15 protein-coding genes are annotated in these 15,036 nt (G+C 73.1%); 6 read left to right on the top strand and 9 right to left on the bottom strand.

What is annotated here, in order from left to right; translation table 11 throughout:
- Positions 1 to 65 precede the first annotated feature (65 nt).
- Together ACFZDL_RS43105 and ACFZDL_RS43100 are read left to right on the top strand one after the other, a co-directional pair.
- On the top strand, positions 66 to 1,337 hold the full coding sequence (locus ACFZDL_RS43105) for a VWA domain-containing protein (RefSeq protein WP_353596051.1): 1,272 nt from the start codon (positions 66 to 68) through the stop codon (positions 1,335 to 1,337).
- Complete coding sequence (locus ACFZDL_RS43100) at positions 1,337 to 2,188, top strand: hypothetical protein (protein WP_353596050.1); 852 nt, start codon at positions 1,337 to 1,339, stop codon at positions 2,186 to 2,188. The genes ACFZDL_RS43105 and ACFZDL_RS43100 overlap by 1 nt, the downstream gene beginning before the upstream one ends.
- 173 nt (positions 2,189 to 2,361) lie before the next feature.
- Here ACFZDL_RS43100 and ACFZDL_RS43095 read toward each other — a convergent pair whose 3' ends face one another.
- Both ACFZDL_RS43095 and ACFZDL_RS43090 read right to left on the bottom strand, forming a co-directional pair.
- Entirely contained in the window at positions 2,362 to 2,907 is a 546-nt protein-coding gene (locus ACFZDL_RS43095; RefSeq protein ID WP_353596049.1) for a DoxX family protein, read from the bottom strand.
- A gap of 129 nt (positions 2,908 to 3,036) precedes the next feature.
- Positions 3,037 to 3,528, bottom strand: coding sequence for a macro domain-containing protein (locus tag ACFZDL_RS43090; RefSeq protein WP_353596048.1), 492 nt, complete (start codon positions 3,526 to 3,528; stop codon positions 3,037 to 3,039).
- A 79-nt stretch (positions 3,529 to 3,607) separates the two neighbouring features.
- On the opposite strand from ACFZDL_RS43090, the gene ACFZDL_RS43085 reads away from it, so the two are divergent.
- Positions 3,608 to 4,036 carry a cytidine deaminase gene (locus ACFZDL_RS43085; protein WP_353596047.1) on the top strand — a complete coding sequence of 143 codons (429 nt, stop codon included), beginning with the start codon at positions 3,608 to 3,610 and terminating at the stop codon, positions 4,034 to 4,036.
- 18 nt (positions 4,037 to 4,054) lie between these two features.
- Here ACFZDL_RS43085 and ACFZDL_RS43080 read toward each other — a convergent pair whose 3' ends face one another.
- The 6 genes from ACFZDL_RS43080 to ACFZDL_RS43055 all read right to left on the bottom strand — a co-directional run bounded on the left by ACFZDL_RS43080 (position 4,055) and on the right by ACFZDL_RS43055 (position 11,054).
- Positions 4,055 to 4,402 carry a hypothetical protein gene (locus tag ACFZDL_RS43080; RefSeq protein WP_353596046.1) on the bottom strand — a complete coding sequence of 116 codons (348 nt, stop codon included), beginning with the start codon at positions 4,400 to 4,402 and terminating at the stop codon, positions 4,055 to 4,057.
- Positions 4,403 to 4,520: 118 nt separating this feature from the next.
- A complete protein-coding gene (locus ACFZDL_RS43075; protein ID WP_353596045.1) occupies positions 4,521 to 5,705 on the bottom strand; it encodes an anhydro-N-acetylmuramic acid kinase in 1,185 nt (394 codons plus the stop codon).
- Complete coding sequence (locus ACFZDL_RS43070) at positions 5,696 to 7,114, bottom strand: MFS transporter (protein WP_353596044.1); 1,419 nt, start codon at positions 7,112 to 7,114, stop codon at positions 5,696 to 5,698. The genes ACFZDL_RS43075 and ACFZDL_RS43070 overlap by 10 nt, the downstream gene beginning before the upstream one ends.
- 120 nt (positions 7,115 to 7,234) lie before the next feature.
- A complete protein-coding gene (gene gndA, locus ACFZDL_RS43065) occupies positions 7,235 to 8,683 on the bottom strand; it encodes an NADP-dependent phosphogluconate dehydrogenase (RefSeq protein WP_353596043.1) in 1,449 nt (482 codons plus the stop codon).
- Between the two features lie 160 nt (positions 8,684 to 8,843).
- Positions 8,844 to 9,764, bottom strand: coding sequence for an AEC family transporter (locus tag ACFZDL_RS43060; RefSeq protein ID WP_353596042.1), 921 nt, complete (start codon positions 9,762 to 9,764; stop codon positions 8,844 to 8,846).
- A 75-nt stretch (positions 9,765 to 9,839) separates the two neighbouring features.
- On the bottom strand, positions 9,840 to 11,054 hold the full coding sequence (locus ACFZDL_RS43055; protein WP_353596085.1) for a pyridoxal phosphate-dependent aminotransferase: 1,215 nt from the start codon (positions 11,052 to 11,054) through the stop codon (positions 9,840 to 9,842).
- A gap of 86 nt (positions 11,055 to 11,140) precedes the next feature.
- On the opposite strand from ACFZDL_RS43055, the gene ACFZDL_RS43050 reads away from it, so the two are divergent.
- From ACFZDL_RS43050 to ACFZDL_RS43040, 3 genes are all read left to right on the top strand, one after another.
- Entirely contained in the window at positions 11,141 to 11,797 is a 657-nt protein-coding gene (locus tag ACFZDL_RS43050) for a winged helix-turn-helix transcriptional regulator (RefSeq protein WP_391194106.1), read from the top strand.
- Between the two features lie 237 nt (positions 11,798 to 12,034).
- A complete protein-coding gene (locus ACFZDL_RS43045; protein ID WP_353596040.1) occupies positions 12,035 to 12,505 on the top strand; it encodes a VOC family protein in 471 nt (156 codons plus the stop codon).
- A 304-nt stretch (positions 12,506 to 12,809) separates the two neighbouring features.
- On the top strand, positions 12,810 to 13,514 hold the full coding sequence (locus ACFZDL_RS43040; protein WP_353596039.1) for a prephenate dehydrogenase: 705 nt from the start codon (positions 12,810 to 12,812) through the stop codon (positions 13,512 to 13,514).
- A gap of 143 nt (positions 13,515 to 13,657) precedes the next feature.
- On the opposite strand, the gene ACFZDL_RS43035 is transcribed toward ACFZDL_RS43040, so the two are convergent.
- Positions 13,658 to 14,743, bottom strand: a complete 1,086-nt coding sequence (locus ACFZDL_RS43035; protein WP_391194138.1) for a galactosyldiacylglycerol synthase — start codon at positions 14,741 to 14,743, stop codon at positions 13,658 to 13,660.
- Positions 14,744 to 15,036 lie beyond the last annotated feature (293 nt).

Raw genomic sequence — 15,036 nt, 5'->3', positions numbered from 1 at the left:
AGACGGCGAGCCGCCGCACACCACCGCTTTTGGAGCGGTCATATGAAGCTCCATAAGATGCCGCGGTGATCATAAAGAAACGCCTGGCGACAGGCGCCTTCGGGCTGCTCGCGGCCGTGGCCTGCGGCCTGTTGTCCCCGGCCGCGGCCGTCGCCGACGACGAACCGGCCCGCGAGTCCCCCAAAGTCGAACTCGTCCTGGACGTCAGCGGCTCGATGCGCGCCCGCGACGTCGACGGCATGTCCCGCATGGCCGCGGCCAAACAGGCGTTCAACGAGGTGATCGACGCCGTGCCCGACGAGGTGCGGCTCGGCATACGCACCCTCGGCGCCACCTACCCCGGCAAGGACCGCGAGACCGGCTGCCTGGACAGCAAACAGCTCTACCCCGTCGGGCGGGTGGATCGCACCGAGGCCAAGACCGCCGTCGCCACGCTCCGCCCCACCGGCTGGACCCCCATCGGACTCGCCCTGCGCGGCGCGTCCAAGGACCTCGCCGGCGGCGACGCCACCCGCCGGATCGTGCTCATCACCGACGGCGAGGACTCCTGCGGGCAGCCCGACCCGTGCGACGTGGCCCGGGAACTGGCGGCCCAGGGGACCCATCTGGTCGTCGACACGCTCGGGCTGACCCTGGACAGCAAGGTCCGTGACCAGCTCAGCTGCATCGCCGAGGCCACCGGTGGCACCTACACCGCGGTCCAGCACACCGACCAGCTCTCCACCCGCATCAAGCAGTTGGTACGGCGCGCCGCGGACACCCCGGTCCAGACCCCGGCCGCGGTACAGGGCGCCGAGGCGTGCGCCCAGGCCCCGGTGCTCGGCGCGGGCCTCTACAACGACCGGGAGGGCTTCGGCGAGCACCGCTGGTACCGGGTGAAGGTCGCCCCCGGCCAGGAGCTGCGGGCGTCGGCGACCGTGGGCGCCGACCGCGCCGTCGACCCGGACTACGGCGTGCTGGTGCGGGCGGTGACCGAGCGCGGCCGCGAGCTGGTGCGCGGCAGCGAGGCGGGCAGCGGCCGCACCGATGTCATCTCGACCGGGCTGCGCTACCCGGTGGCCGAGGGCCGCGACGTGGAGGACCGTACGCCGCGCACGATCTGCCTCGAGGTGAGCCAGTCGTTCTCCGCGCCCGCCTCCGTCAAGCGCACCCCCGGACTCCCCGTGGAACTGGCCGTGAACATCGTCGACGCCGGCGACCCGCCCGGTGACGTGGCCGCCTTCGGCCTCGGCCGCGGCTGGGTGCTGCTGGCCGTGCTCGCCGTCACCGGGCTGCTCGTGGGACTGCTGTGGGGCTGGCTGGCCCGCTGGCGCGTCACCGTCTGGAGGACCAACTGATGCGTGCCCTACGTACCGCGGGCGCCGCGTTCGCGCTGTGCGCCGCCCTGTTCGCCGCCGCGCCGGCGGCGGTTGCCGACGCGTCCCCGAGCGCGAGTGCGGGCACGGACGGCGACGACGGGCCTTCCGAGGCGGGCACCGGCTTCCGGACCGCCACGGCGATCGAGCAGGGGCAGACCGCCACCGCCTCGGCGTCGGTCGGCGACTACCTGTACTGGGTGTTCCCCGCGGCGGCCGGGCAGGTCCCCACCGTCAAGGCCACCGTCAAGCTCCCCGAGGCACAGGCCCGGCACGGCAGGACCACCTGGCAGCTCGATGTCTACGACGGGCTGCGCCGCCGCCAGGCCTGCACCTCGGGCAGCCAGACCGCCACCGCGGCCCAGCAGGACGCCTCCGTCGACCTCAGCTGCCGGCTGCGCCGGGTGCGCCCCTGGTCCGAGGCCTGGGCCAACGATCCGCTGCCGGGCTCGTACTACGTCCGCCTGACGGTCGTGAACCTGCCGGAGCAGGACCTCGGGCTGTCCTTCACCACCGAGATCACCGCCTCCACCCGGGACGTCGGCGGAAAGCACGCCGAGGGCGGCGAACTCTCCCCGCTGACCCCGGCCGTGCGGGCCGGGGCCACCCAGGCGCCGGACGCCGAGCCGAGCCCGGACGCGTCCGACTCCTCGGCCGGGGAGGACGCCTCGTCGCACACCGCGGCCGAGCCGAACGGAGGCTGGGGTTCCGGCTGGTGGTCGGACCGCTGGGTGTGGACCGTGGTGGGCGGTGCGCTGGGCGCGCTCGCGGGTGTGGGCGGCTACGCGCTCACCCGCGGCCGCGGCTCCCGCCGCCCGCCGGCCGCCGAGTGAACGGCGCCGACCCCCACTGACCCGGCCACCGGCGGGATGCCTGCCGAGGCCGGGCCACCGGCGGGATGCCCGCCGGCTGAACGGCACGCCGCACCGCCCCTCGCCCCGGCGAGCGGGCGGTGCGCGCCCACCCGACGCCGCGGGGGCTCCACGCCGCCGTGAGGGCACGGGTATCAGCTGCGGATTCCGATGGTGATCGCCGCCAGGACGGCCGCGATCAGCAGCATCACCACCCCGTACATCACATGATGGGACCGCACCCCGGGGATCACCGCGTCCACGGCGATCCGGCCCGGCCCGCTCAGTGCCAGCCCCGCCGCCCCCACGCCGATGAGCAGGGGATACTCAAAGCCGCCGAAGAACCCCAACGGCCATACGACATCCACCGCGTTGGCCATCGTGCCCGCCACGGCGGCGCCCGCCAGCGGCGTGAGCAGGCCTGCGGCCAGTGCCAGGCCGCCGAACGTCTCGATGACACCGGCCACCCACGCCATGAACGTGGGCGCCGGATAGCCGAACTTCTCAAAGAACCGGCTCGTGCCCTCGAGCCCGGGGCCGCCCCACCAGCCGAACAGATGCTGCGTGCCCCGCGCGGCGACGGTCAGCCCGACCCCCAGCCGTATCACCAGCAGTCCCACGTCATGGGCGAGCAGCACATGGGGCAGGGACCGCGGTGAGGACGCGTGGTTCGGGGGAGGGGTGCGATGGTAGTCGGACATGGCGCCCTCGTCTGGTCGGATGCGTAACTCAGGCTGCCTGGGCCCTGCGGAACCACTCGGACCATCAGACAGGCGAACCGGATCCGGCAACGCGCCTTATGTCAAATATGCCCCCGATGGGTGGAGCGCTCAACTCGGGCGTCCGCCGCCGTGGTCATAGACGGTGACCGGGATTCCACGCGCCACCAGCCGCTCGGATATCAGCGGCTCGATCCGCTCCCAGCGCCCACCGGCCAGCCCGCAGCCGATGCGCGGCATATGGACCGAGGCCCCCAGCTCGGCGGCGCTCGCCGCGACCACGCCCAGCGCCGCGCCGATCGCCTCGTACCGCACCGGCACCCCCTTGCTGCCCGCGCGCATCCCGCGCTGGCCGACCATGTTGGCCACCCACACATACCGGCTCACCTGCACGAACTGGACCGCGCCCAGCCCGAAGTCATTGCGCGCCCGCTCGCGGTGCCAGCGGCGGTAGGCCGCCTCGGGCTCCGGCCAGCGCCGGGATACGGCCAGCACAAAGCCCTTTCCCCAGCCGCCCAGGTCATTGCAGACATGGGCGATGATCTTCTTTCCTTTCCCGTGCGGCGCGGTGGCGTCCCCGCGCACGTACTCGATCGCTGCCATAATCCGCACCCTACGGTCCGGCACCGACAGTCCCCGCCTGCGGTCCGGCACCGGCAGTCCCCCGGCGAGAGCGGAGAAGATGACCAGGCAGCCCCCCACCGCCGACACGGAGCTCATCGCGGCCGCCGCCCATGTCGCACGGACCTACTGCCGGGGCGACGACCACACCATGGCCGCCGCCGCGCGCGCCGCCGACGGCCGTGTCATCACGGCGGTCAACGCCTACCACTTCACCGGGGGCCCGTGCGCGGAGATGGTGGCCGTCGGGGCCGCGGCGGCCCAGGGCGCCTACGAGCTGGTCAGGATGGTGGCGGTCGGCGACCGCGAGCGCGGGGTGGTCCCGCCGTGCGGCCGCTGCCGCCAGTTCCTGTTCGACTACTTCCCCGAGCTCGAGGTCATCGTCGGGACGGTGGACCGCCCGCGCACCGTCCCCGTCGCCGAACTGCTTCCCGTCGCCTACGTCTGGGCGGACCACCAGCACGACGAGGAAGCCGGCGGCCGGGAATGAGCCGCGGCGGGGGAAGGGTCAGCTGTGGTTCCTGAGGGTCACGGAGGACACCGTGACCCGCTGGGGCGACCCACAGGACGCGACCGACCAGCGCCCGGCGCGCTTCCACGGGCCGTAGACGGTGTACCCCCGCCCCGACACGCCGTCCTTGCAGCGCACCACCACGCGGGTCTTCCCCCTGCCGCACTTGGCGTGGCCCGTGTTGCTGTTGACCTTCCCCCACCAGCACGTGTTGGCCCGGGCCACCACGGAGTGGGTGGTGTCGGCCGGTGCGGCCTGGGCGGCCGGGCCGGTGGCGAGCCCGCCGCCCAGGACGAGGGCGGCCACGGCGGCGGCCATCAGGCCGCGGGCGTTGCTGATCGACACAGGGCGTCTCCTTCGACTGCGGCCGCCCCGGTGGCGGCCCCGCACCACCGAGTTCACCTGCCGCGGAGTTGTTCGGCAGCCCGTCGCGCCGCACGGAACAATCCCGGCGCGGCGGAACTCACGGTGGCGAGATCTCCAGCCGGGACGGCGCGACCCGGGCGAGCGGGGGCAGCCGCAGGCCGTGGCGGCCCGGGGTGATCGACCCGAGCACGCTGGGGTGGCGGGCGCCGGTGCAGGCCGGCACCGTGCCGGCCAGCCCCTGGGCGGTCAGGAAGCCGAGGACGGCGAAGGCGTACGCCTCCTTGGCGGCCGAGGGGAGGCCCAGCTCGTCCGAGGTGCGCAGCGGGACGGCCCCCAGGGCCCGGCGCAGGGCGGCCAGCAGCGTGGGGTTGCGGGTGCCGCCCCCCGAGGCGATCACCTCGCCCGCCCGCGCGGAGCGCACCGCGTCCGCCACGGTGGCGGCGGTGAGCTCGGTGACGGTGGCGACCACGTCGTCGGCCGGCAGCGGGCCGAGGCCCGCGAGCGCGGCCTGCAGATAGGGCAGGTGAAAGAGCTCCTTCCCGGTCGTCTTGGGGGCCGGCCGCGCGTAGTAGGGCTCGGCCAGCAGCCGGTCCAGCAGCGGGCCGTGCACCGTGCCGCGCGCGGCCATCGCCCCGTCCTTGTCGTAGTCGAGCCGGCCACCCGTCAGATGGAGCACCGCCGCGTCGATGAGCGCGTTGCCCGGCCCGGTGTCGTACGCGAGGGGTTCCCCGGCGTCCTCGGCTCGGTTCGCCACCACGGTGACATTGGCGATGCCGCCGAGGTTCAGCGCCACGCACACCCCGGGCCGCCCGCGCAGCCACAGGGTGTCCACGATGCTCACCAGGGGCGCCCCCTGCCCGCCCGCCGCGATGTCGCGGCTGCGCAGATCGGAGACGACCGGGCGGCCGGTGGCCTCGGCGATCCAGGCGGGCCGCCCCAGTTGCAGGGTGCCGTACGCCCGGCCGTCCGCCACCCAGTGGTAGACGGTCTGCCCGTGTGAGCTGATGAGCTCGGCGCGCCCGTCACACAGTTCCCGGTCGGCCCGCACGGCCAGGGAGGCGAACGCCTGGCCGATGCGCGTGTCGAGCTCGCACACGGCCCGCATGGTCGTCGGCGCCGGTGGCAGCGCGGCGCTCAGCGCCTCGCGCAACTCCTCCGCGTACGGGGCGCTGACCAGGCCCAGCGGGGTCAGCACCAGCCGGTCCCCGTCGAGGGTCAGATCGGCGGCCGCGGCGTCGATGGCGTCGTACGAGGTGCCCGACATCAGCCCGATCACCCGCACCGGCCGGCTCCCTGTCCGTCGCCCGGGCCCGCTTCGTCCGGCCGCGGTGTCCCGTCCTGCCGCGCCCGGGGGCCTTCGCGCAGCGGGCCGCGGTGGTCGTCCCCGCGCAGGGTGAGAAGCGCCAGGAGGCTGATGGCGCAGGTCACGGTGGTGTAGTACGCGGGGATGTCCACCTCGCCGGTCCGCTCGATGGTCTTGGTGATGATGAGCCCGGCGCAGCCGGAGAACACGGCGTTCGACAGCGCGTACGCCAGGCCGAGCCCGGTGTAGCGGACCCGGGTGGGGAACATCTCGGCCAGCATGGCCGGGCCGGGGCCGGCCATCAGCCCGACCGCGGCCCCGGCGGCGAACACCGCCACCCCCTTGACCAGGTTCGAACGGCCCGCGTCCTGCAACAGGTCCAGCAGCGGGATCGCGGAGACGGCCACCAGCGCCGCCCCGGACAGCATCACCGGCCGTCTGCCGATCCGGTCGCTGAGCCATCCGGCCGGGAGGATGGAGGCGGCGAAACCCAGATTGGCCACCACGGTCGCGATCAGCGCCTGCCGGAAGCTGGCCCCCAGTGTGCTCTGCAGATACGACGGCAGGACGACCAGGAAGGTGTAACCGGCCGCGGCCCAGCCCATGATGCGCCCGGCGCCCAGGACGATGGCCCGCGCCACCTCGGCAGCGGGCGGCGCGGGCGAGGACGCGGCCACGCCACCGGTCTGCTTCTCGGCGGCCCCGGCGCCCCGGAAGGCGGGGGTCTCCTCGAGCCGCAGCCGCAGCCACAGGGCACCGAGGCCCATGGGCAGTGTGAGCAGGAACGGCAGCCGCCAGCCCCAGTCGTTCAGTGCCTGCTCGCTCAACACCGTGGCCAGCAGCGCGGCCACCCCGGCCCCGCCCAGCAGGCCCAGCGCCACCGTGAAGGACTGCCACGCCCCGTACAGCCCTCGCCGCCCCTCCGGAGCGAACTCCGTCATGATCGAGACCGCGCCGCCGAACTCGCCGCCCGCGGACAGGCCCTGCAGCACCCTCAGAAAGGTGAGCAGCCACGGCGCGGCCGCGCCCGCCGTGTCGTAGGTGGGAAGCAGCCCGATCAGCGTGGTGGCCACGGTCATCAGCAGCACCACGAGGATCAGGGTGGGGCGCCGGCCGATCCGGTCCCCGACGCGGCCGAAGACGGCGGCGCCGACCGGCCGGAAGAAGAAGGCGAGCGCGAAGGACGCATAGGTCTTGACCAGGCCTTCGAGGTCGTTTCCTCCGTCGGGGGTGAAGAAGTTCGCGGCGATGACCGTCGCGAAGTAGCCGTAGACGCCGAACTCGTACCACTCGATGAAGTTGCCCACCGACCCCGCCACCAGGGCGCGGCGCGTCGGGCGGACGGCCTCCCCGGTGGCCCGGGGCGGATCCGGTATGGATACGGTCACCTGTGTTCCCTCCAGCCGTCGCGGTCCTCGCGCGGTCAGAAGCCGGTTTCCGTTCCTGATTCCCCCGTTTCCCGCATCTCCACCGGGGAGCCGCCGATCACCTCGCGCCCCGGCGCGGCCTCACCTGCGGGTCTCGCTCCGGTCGCCGGACCACTCGGTGTGGAAGACGCCCTCGCGGTCGGTGCGCCGGTAGGTGTGGGCGCCGAAGTAGTCCCGCAGCCCCTGGATGAGGGCGGCGGGCAGGCGGTCGGCGCGCAGCGCGTCGTAGTAGGCGAGCGCGGAGGAGAACCCGGGCGTGGGGATCCCCTGCTGGGCGGCGGTGGTCACCACGGCCCGCCACGCGTTCTGCGCCTCGCCGAGCTGGCGGGCGAACCGCTCGTCGGCCAGCAGCGTGGGCAGCGCGGGGTCGGACGCGTACGCGCTGCGGATCTCGTCCAGGAACCCGGCCCGGATGATGCAGCCGCCGCGCCAGATCTTGGCCACCGAGCCCAGGTCGATGTCCCAGCCGAACTGGTCGGCCGCGGTCTGGATCATGTTCCAGCCCTGTGCGTACGAGACGATCTTCGACGCGTACAGGGCCTGTTCGACCCGGTCGACCAGGCCCTCGGCGTCCTGCCCTGACAGGGCGGGCCCCTGCGGCCCCGACAGCTGCCGGGCGGCCGCGCGCAGCTCGGTGTGTCCGGACAGCGAGCGTGCGAAGACGGCCTCGGCGATGCCGGGGACCGGCGCGCCCACGTCGAGCGCGATCTGCACGGTCCAGCGGCCGGTGCCCTTCTGCTCGGCGGCGTCGGCGACGATGTCCACGAACGGATCGCCGGTCTCCCGGTCGGCGTGGGCGAGGACTTCGGCGGTGATCTCGATGAGGTAGGAGTTCAGCATGCCGGTGTTCCAGCGGCGGAAGATCTCCGCGATCTGCGCGGGGGTGTGTCCTGCCGCACGCCGCAGCAGGTCGTACGCCTCGGCGATCAGCTGCATATCGGCGTACTCGATGCCGTTGTGCACCATCTTGACGAAGTGTCCGGCGCCGTCCGCGCCGATGTGGGTGCAGCACGGCTCGCCGTCGACATGCGCGCTGATCTTCTCCAGCATCGGCCCGACCTCGGCGTAGGCCTCAGCCGATCCGCCGGGCATGATGGAGGGCCCGTGCAGCGCGCCCTCCTCGCCGCCGGAGATGCCCGTCCCCACGAAGTGGATGCCCCGCTCGCGCAGCGCGGCCTCGCGGCGGCGGGTGTCCTCGAAGTGGGCGTTGCCGCCGTCGATGACGATGTCCCCGGGGTCCAGCAGCGGTACGAACTCGTCGATCACCGCGTCGGTCGGCTCACCCGCCTTCACCATCACCACCAGCCGCCGGGGCCGCTCCAGCGCGGCCACGAAATCCGCGGGCTTCTCGGCCGGCACGAAGGAGCCCTCGTGCCCGAACCCCTCGATCAGGGCGCGGGTGCGGGTGGGGGTCCGGTTGTGCGCCGCGACGGTGTAGCCGTGCCGGGCGAAGTTGCGGGCGAGGTTGCTGCCCATGACGGCGAGCCCGGTGACTCCGATGGAGGCGGTGGGTGACGCGGAGGGTGCCATTGCGGTACCTCGATTCCTGGCGGGGTCCGAGTGACATCGACGGTAGCCGGGCCGCCGGACGTACGCAGTGCGACACTCACATCCGGCAGATCTCGCCGCGGACGGGTGGAGATCGCCGGTGTCCGCCGGCGGGCCGCGCCCCCTGCCTGACCGGCGGTGCTCAGCCCAGCAGCGCCGCCACCGTGAGCAGCACCGGGGCCGCGAGAAACGTCGACAGCAGAATCGACTCGCGCGCCAGCCTGGTCGCGGTCTGGTACCGCACGGCGTACGTGAAGAGGTTCTGCGCCGCCGGGAGCGCGGAGGTGACGACGGCGGCGAACAGCGCGGCGCCGCCAAGACCGAAGACCCCGGCCGCGATGGCCCAGGCCACCACCGGCTGCGCGAAGGACTTGAGCGCCACGGACAGCAGCACCGCACCGCGGTCCTCGCCGCGTCCCGGCAGGGCGCTGCCGGGCAGCGAGAGACCGAAGGCCAGCAGCACACCGGGCACCGCCATCCCGCCCATCAGCGACACCGGCTCCATCACCGGCCCGGGAATCCGCCAGCCCGCGGCGGCCACCACCACCCCGCACAGGGAGCCGACGACGATGGGGTTGCGCAGCGGTGTGGTCAGCCGCCGCAGCGGCGACGGCCGGCCCTCGGTGCTGCTGAGGTCGATGACCGTCAGGGCGATCGGGGACACGACGAGTTGCTGGAAAAGCAGGACCGGCGCGATCAGGGAGGCGTCCCCCAGGACGTACATGGCGACGGGGATGCCCAGATTCCCGGAGTTGACGTAGCTGGCGCACAGCGCGCCGATCGTCGTCCGGCCGACGCTCCAGCGCCGCACGGCGCCGACGGCGATGAACGTCCCCGCGACGACGAAGGTGCTCAAGGCGGTGACGAGCATCGGGACCGACAGCAGGACCGAGAGGTCGGCCCGCGCCAGCGTGGAGAACAGCAGCGCCGGGCTGGCCACCTGGAAGGCGACCGCGGTGAGCACATCGCGCCCCTGCTCGCCCAGCGAGCCGCGGCGCCCCAGGAGATAACCGGTGACGACGATGCTCGCGATGACACCGAAACCCGAGAGCACCCCACCCATAAGCATGCACCTTACAAGCGGTTGCCCGCCCGTGGGGCGTGACACCCCTGCGAAGCCGGGACCAGGCGCCCGCGGTCACGACTGCCGGTAGCCGCCGAGGAACCGCCCGATCCTGCTGATGGCCGACTCGAGGTCGTCGACGTGGGGGAGGGTGAGGATGCGGAAGTGGTCGGGGCGCGGCCAGTTGAAGCCGGTGCCCTGCACCACCTGGATCTTCTCGCGCAACAGCAGGTCCAGGACGAACCGCTCGTCGTCGTGGATCCGGTGGACGCCGAGGTCGATGCGCGGAAACGCGTACAGCGCGCCCTTGGGCTTGACGCAGGAGACTCCGGGGATCTCGTTGAGCTTCTCCCACGCGCGGTCGCGCTGCTCGTGCAGCCGTCCGCCGGGCAGTACGAGGTCTTCGATGGACTGCCGGCCGCCCAGGGCCGCCTGGATGGCGAACTGCGCGGGGGTGTTGGGGCACAGCCGCATCGAGGCCAGCATGGTCAGGCCCTCCAGGTAGTTCCTGGCGTGCTGGCGCGGGCCGGACACCACCACCCAGCCGGACCGGAACCCGGCCACCCGGTAGGCCTTGGACAGGCCGCTGAAGGTCAGGCACACCAGGTCCGGGGCGAGCACGGCGGGGCTGTGGTGGACCGCCCCGTCGTAGAGGATCTTGTCGTAGATCTCGTCGGAGAAGACCATCAGGTGGTGGCGGCGCGCCAGATCGAGAATGCCTTCCATGATCTCGCGCGGATACACGGCCCCGGTGGGGTTGTTCGGGCTGATGATCACCACGGCCTTCGTTCGGTCGGTGATCTTCGATTCCATGTCGTCGAGGTCCGGGTACCAGTCGGCGGACTCGTCGCACACATAGTGCACGGCCTTGCCGCCCGCCAGGGTGGTCACCGCCGTCCACAGCGGAAAGTCGGGGGCCGGGATGAGGACTTCGTCCCCGTCCTCGACCAGGGCCTGGACGGCCATGGACACCAGTTCGGAGACGCCGTTGCCCAGGAAGACGTCGTCCACGCCGATGTCGTCCAGGCCGCGCTGCTGGTAGTGCTGGACCACGGCCCGGCGGGCGGGGAGGATGCCGCGCGAGTCGCTGTAGCCGTGGGCCTGCGGCAGCATCCGGATCATGTCCTGAAGGATCTCCTCCGGGGCCTCGAATCCGAACAGCGCCGGATTGCCCGTGTTGAGGCGCAGCACGCTGTGTCCGGCCTCCTCCAGCGCGTTGGCGTGCTCGATCACCGGCCCCCGGATCTCGTAGCAGACCTCGCTGAGCTTGCTCGACTGCCGGAACTCCATGTCGCGCCCTCCCGGTTCGCTCCGCCTCATCACTCGACGATGGCTTGCTTTGTTCTACCAAGGTGCCACTTGGAAAGTCCAACTAAATGGCTAGACTGGGGCGCATGCCACGCCGAAGCTATGACCAGTACTGCGCGATCGCGCGGGCCCTCGATGCCGTCGGTGACCGGTGGACGCTGCTGATCGCGCGGGAGTTGCTGGCGGGTCCCCGCAGATACACCGACCTCCACACCGACCTGCCCGGGGTCAGCACGGACATGCTCGCCTCACGGCTGAAGGACATGGAGCGCGACGGCGTACTCGCCCGCCGCAAGCTGCCGCCGCCGGCGTCGGTCGCCGTCTACGAACTCACCCCCCACGGCCACGCGCTGCTGCCCGTCCTCACCGCCCTCGCCGCCTGGGGCGCGCCCGCGCTGGCCGAGCGGCAGCCCACCGACGCCATCCGGGCCCACTGGTTCGCCCTGCCGCTGCTCCACCGGCTGGGCCCCCTCGCGGGGGACCGCGAAGGGGTCCTCGACGTGGTGCTGGAGGAGGGCGGCTTCCACCTGGTGTTCGGCGCGGCCGAGCCGTCGTACGGGGACGGACCGGCCGAGCGCGCGGACGCCCGGCTCGTCGTGGACGCCGACACCTGCGTCGCCCTCGCCCAGGGCACCCTCACGGTCGCCGACGGCATCGCCGCCGGAGCCATCGAGCTGACCGGAGCGGGACCGCTCGCCGACGCGCTGCGCGGCGCCGGCTCCTGACCCGCCGACGGCCCTGCCACCGCCCGCAGGCGCGGCTCCTGGCGGCGTATGACGAGGATCACGCCCGGCCCGTCACGCGATGGCGCCCGGATCCGAGGACTGACGCGGTGCGGCCACTGCCGCATCGCGCGGACTCCCGGTTTTCCTCCCGACTTTCCGCCCGGCCGATGAGTTCTCGCGGCCCGGCCGGTCCTAGGACACACAGGCACCGGCCCGAGCAGGCAAGGAGAGCACATCATGCAGAAGATCACGACGTTCCTGTGGTTCGACCACCAGGCCGAGGAGGCGGCCCAGCACTACACGTCCATCTTCGACGACTCCCGGGTGGTGGACATCCAGCGCTACGGCGAGGGCGGGCCGGGGGAGCCGGGTACGGTCATGACCGTCACCTTCGAGCTCGCCGGGCAGAGGTTCATCGCGCTCAACGGCGGCCCCCACTTCACCTTCACCGAAGCCATCTCGCTCTCCGTGGACTGCGCGACGCAGGAGGAGGTGGACGAGCTGTGGGCGCGGCTCGGCGAGGGCGGGGAACCGGGGCCCTGCGGCTGGCTGAAGGACAAGTACGGGCTGTCGTGGCAGATCGTGCCGAGGAAGCTGACCGAGCTGATGAGCGACCCCGACCCGGCCAAGTCGGCGCGGGTCACCAAGGCCATGCTCGGTATGAAGAAGATCGACATCCAGGGCCTGGTGGACGCCTACGAGCAGTGATCCGCCACACCGATATGGCCGCCGTCGACCACGGCGGCCATATTCATGTGGTGGCCACTTCCGTGTGGCAGCCACATTCGTATCGCCAACCGGTGTTCCATTGAGCCCGGTTGCACCTCTACGCTCGGCTTTCGACAGGCTTCTGACACCCAGTCGGACATTCACACGCGGGGAAACGCATGTGTTCGAAGTGGTGCGCAAGTGGATTCGATGGTGTTGTGTGGCGGTGTGGAGGGCACCGTACACATCTGAACACCGTGCATAATCGCAGCTGCGATGGGCGTAGAAAGGGTACGAAGTGGTGGTGAACGCATTGAGTGCGGACAGCAGTGTGGGATCGACGATCGAGGCGCTGGAGGCAGAGCTCCCGCGACTCGAGGAGCAGCAGGAGGCTCTCAAGAAGGATTTGGAATCCGTCACCAAGCGACTGGAGGCGGTCAGCGGCGCGCTGAACAGCCTTCAAGCGCTCTCCAGCCTGCCGACGCCGCAGCAGGCGCCGGAGGAGCCGGTGGCCTACACCGCGCCACCGGCCGCGGAGCCGGTAGCCGAGGACACCGCGGCCACGGCGGCCGAGCCCGCCGCCGAGGCGGCACCGGAACCGGCCGCTGAGCCGGCGCCCGCCGCCGGGGCCACCGCCACCGCCACGCGGAAGGCCGCCATCGGCCGTCAGCGCAGCAAGGGCAAGGCCAAGGCCCCCGCCGCCGCGCGGACTTCGAAGGCCGCCGCGAAGAAGGCCACGGCCACCAAGAAGACGGCCAAGAAGGCCGCCGCGGCGCCCAAGGCGGCGGCGCCCAAGACCGAGCCGGCGGCGGAGCGCACGGGCGGGCTCTCGGACAACGTGCTGGCCGCCCTGCGCAAGGCGGGCCGCCCGCTGCGGGCCGCAGAGGTCAACGAGGCCCTGGGGCGCGACGAGACGCGCACGAACGTCAACTCCGTGCGTAACACTTTGGAGCGACTCCGCAAGGCGGACCGGGCCAAGAGCGCCGGCCGCGGCCTGTACGAGGCCTGACCCAGGCCCAGGAGGTCGGCGCCTGACGGGCGGGCAAACCGCCCATCCACCGTCCGGCAGGCGCCTCCTCGACATCCACTCGAACACCCTCGGGAAAACCTGCCCCTCCTGGGCACACCCCGGCACCCCCCGAGACAACCGGCCTAATCGCCCGCCGCACCGCGGGCGGCCCCGGCCACCCGGCCGACCTCGGCCAGAGCGGCCGCCGCGTCGCCGGTGAACAGGCGGCGCCCCGCGGCGATACGGCGGTCACGCGCCGCGCCCGGCGCGGTGAGCGTGTCGAGCAGCCGTACGAGCTCACCCGCGTCCCGCGCGTGGTCGCTCACACCCAGCGCCGCCATGTGGCGGACACCCTCCCGCCCGTGGCCCGGGATGGGGCGGTAGCCGACCACGGGCACCCCCGCGGCCAGCGCCTCCAGGGCGGTCTGCCCGGCGGCGTTGTCCACCAGGGCCCGCGACGCGGCCAGCAGACCGGGCAGATCCGGCTCCCAGCCGATGGCCCACACCCCGGGCGACCGCGACAGGTCCCGGCGCAGCCGCTCATTGCGGCCGCACAGCGCCACCGGGAGATAGCCCGCCGAGGCCAGCAGCCGCGCCGTGGCGGCCAGTCGGGTACCGGCCCCCCACGCACCCGCCGCCAGCGCCACCGCCGGCCTCCCGGGCGCGCGGGCCGTGAAGCGGCTCCGCCAGTCGGCCGCCCCCGGGGCGGGGGCGAAGAAGCGTCCGGCCACCACCGGACCCGTGGCCACCGCGGGCCGGCCGATGGCCCGCCGCACGGTGTCGGCCGCCTCGGCGGTGACGCACAGATGCAGATCGTTGCCCGGGTGCAGCCACTGCCGGTGCACCGCGAAGTCGGTGACGACGACGGCGCTGGGCACCGGCAGCGCCCCGCCCGCGCGGAGCCGGCCGGTGAGCTGGGCGGCGAGGTGGAAGACCGGGACGACCACATCCGGCCGCCACCGCTCCACCAGGTCCAGCAGGCGGCGTTCGGCGAGCGCCGCGAGCGGGGCGCTGCCCGGCCGCGGGCCGGGGCCCGGACGGAAGAAGGCGGCGTAGATCCCCGCGTAGAGGACGGGGAGGTGGCGGATCGCCGCCCGGTAGCCGGAGCGCAGCCCCGGGCCGATCCCGGCGGGCAGCATCGCGAGGACATCCGTCCGGTCCACCCGGTGCCCCCGGGCGGTCAGACGCCGCGCCAGCTCCCCGGCCACCGCGTCGTGACCGGAGCCCATGCTGGCGCTCACCACGAGGAAACGCCTGCTCACCGGCGCTCCCGGGGAGGGCGCGCGGAGCGCTGGTCATCGCATGGCGGATACGCGGGAAACATCGTCACCTCCGCTGGTGTGCACGCGCGGCGCGCCGCGGGCGGGGCGGCGGGCGCGTGGGGTGGGGCGTCGGGTGTGTGGTCCGAGGGAGTGCGTAGTCCGGGGCGCGTGTGGTGCGTGGTGAAGCTGGACGTGGCTAACTGGAGGTAACCGTTCCGCGTGTCGCCAAACCGCACGGCGGCCGCGCGCCCCGGCCGGCC

The organism is Streptomyces sp. NPDC007917, from assembly GCF_042959105.1.
GTDB lineage: Bacteria > Actinomycetota > Actinomycetes > Streptomycetales > Streptomycetaceae > Streptomyces.
The sequence above is the reverse complement of the archived record's forward strand: the minus strand, read 5'-3'. Positions and strand labels throughout refer to the sequence as shown.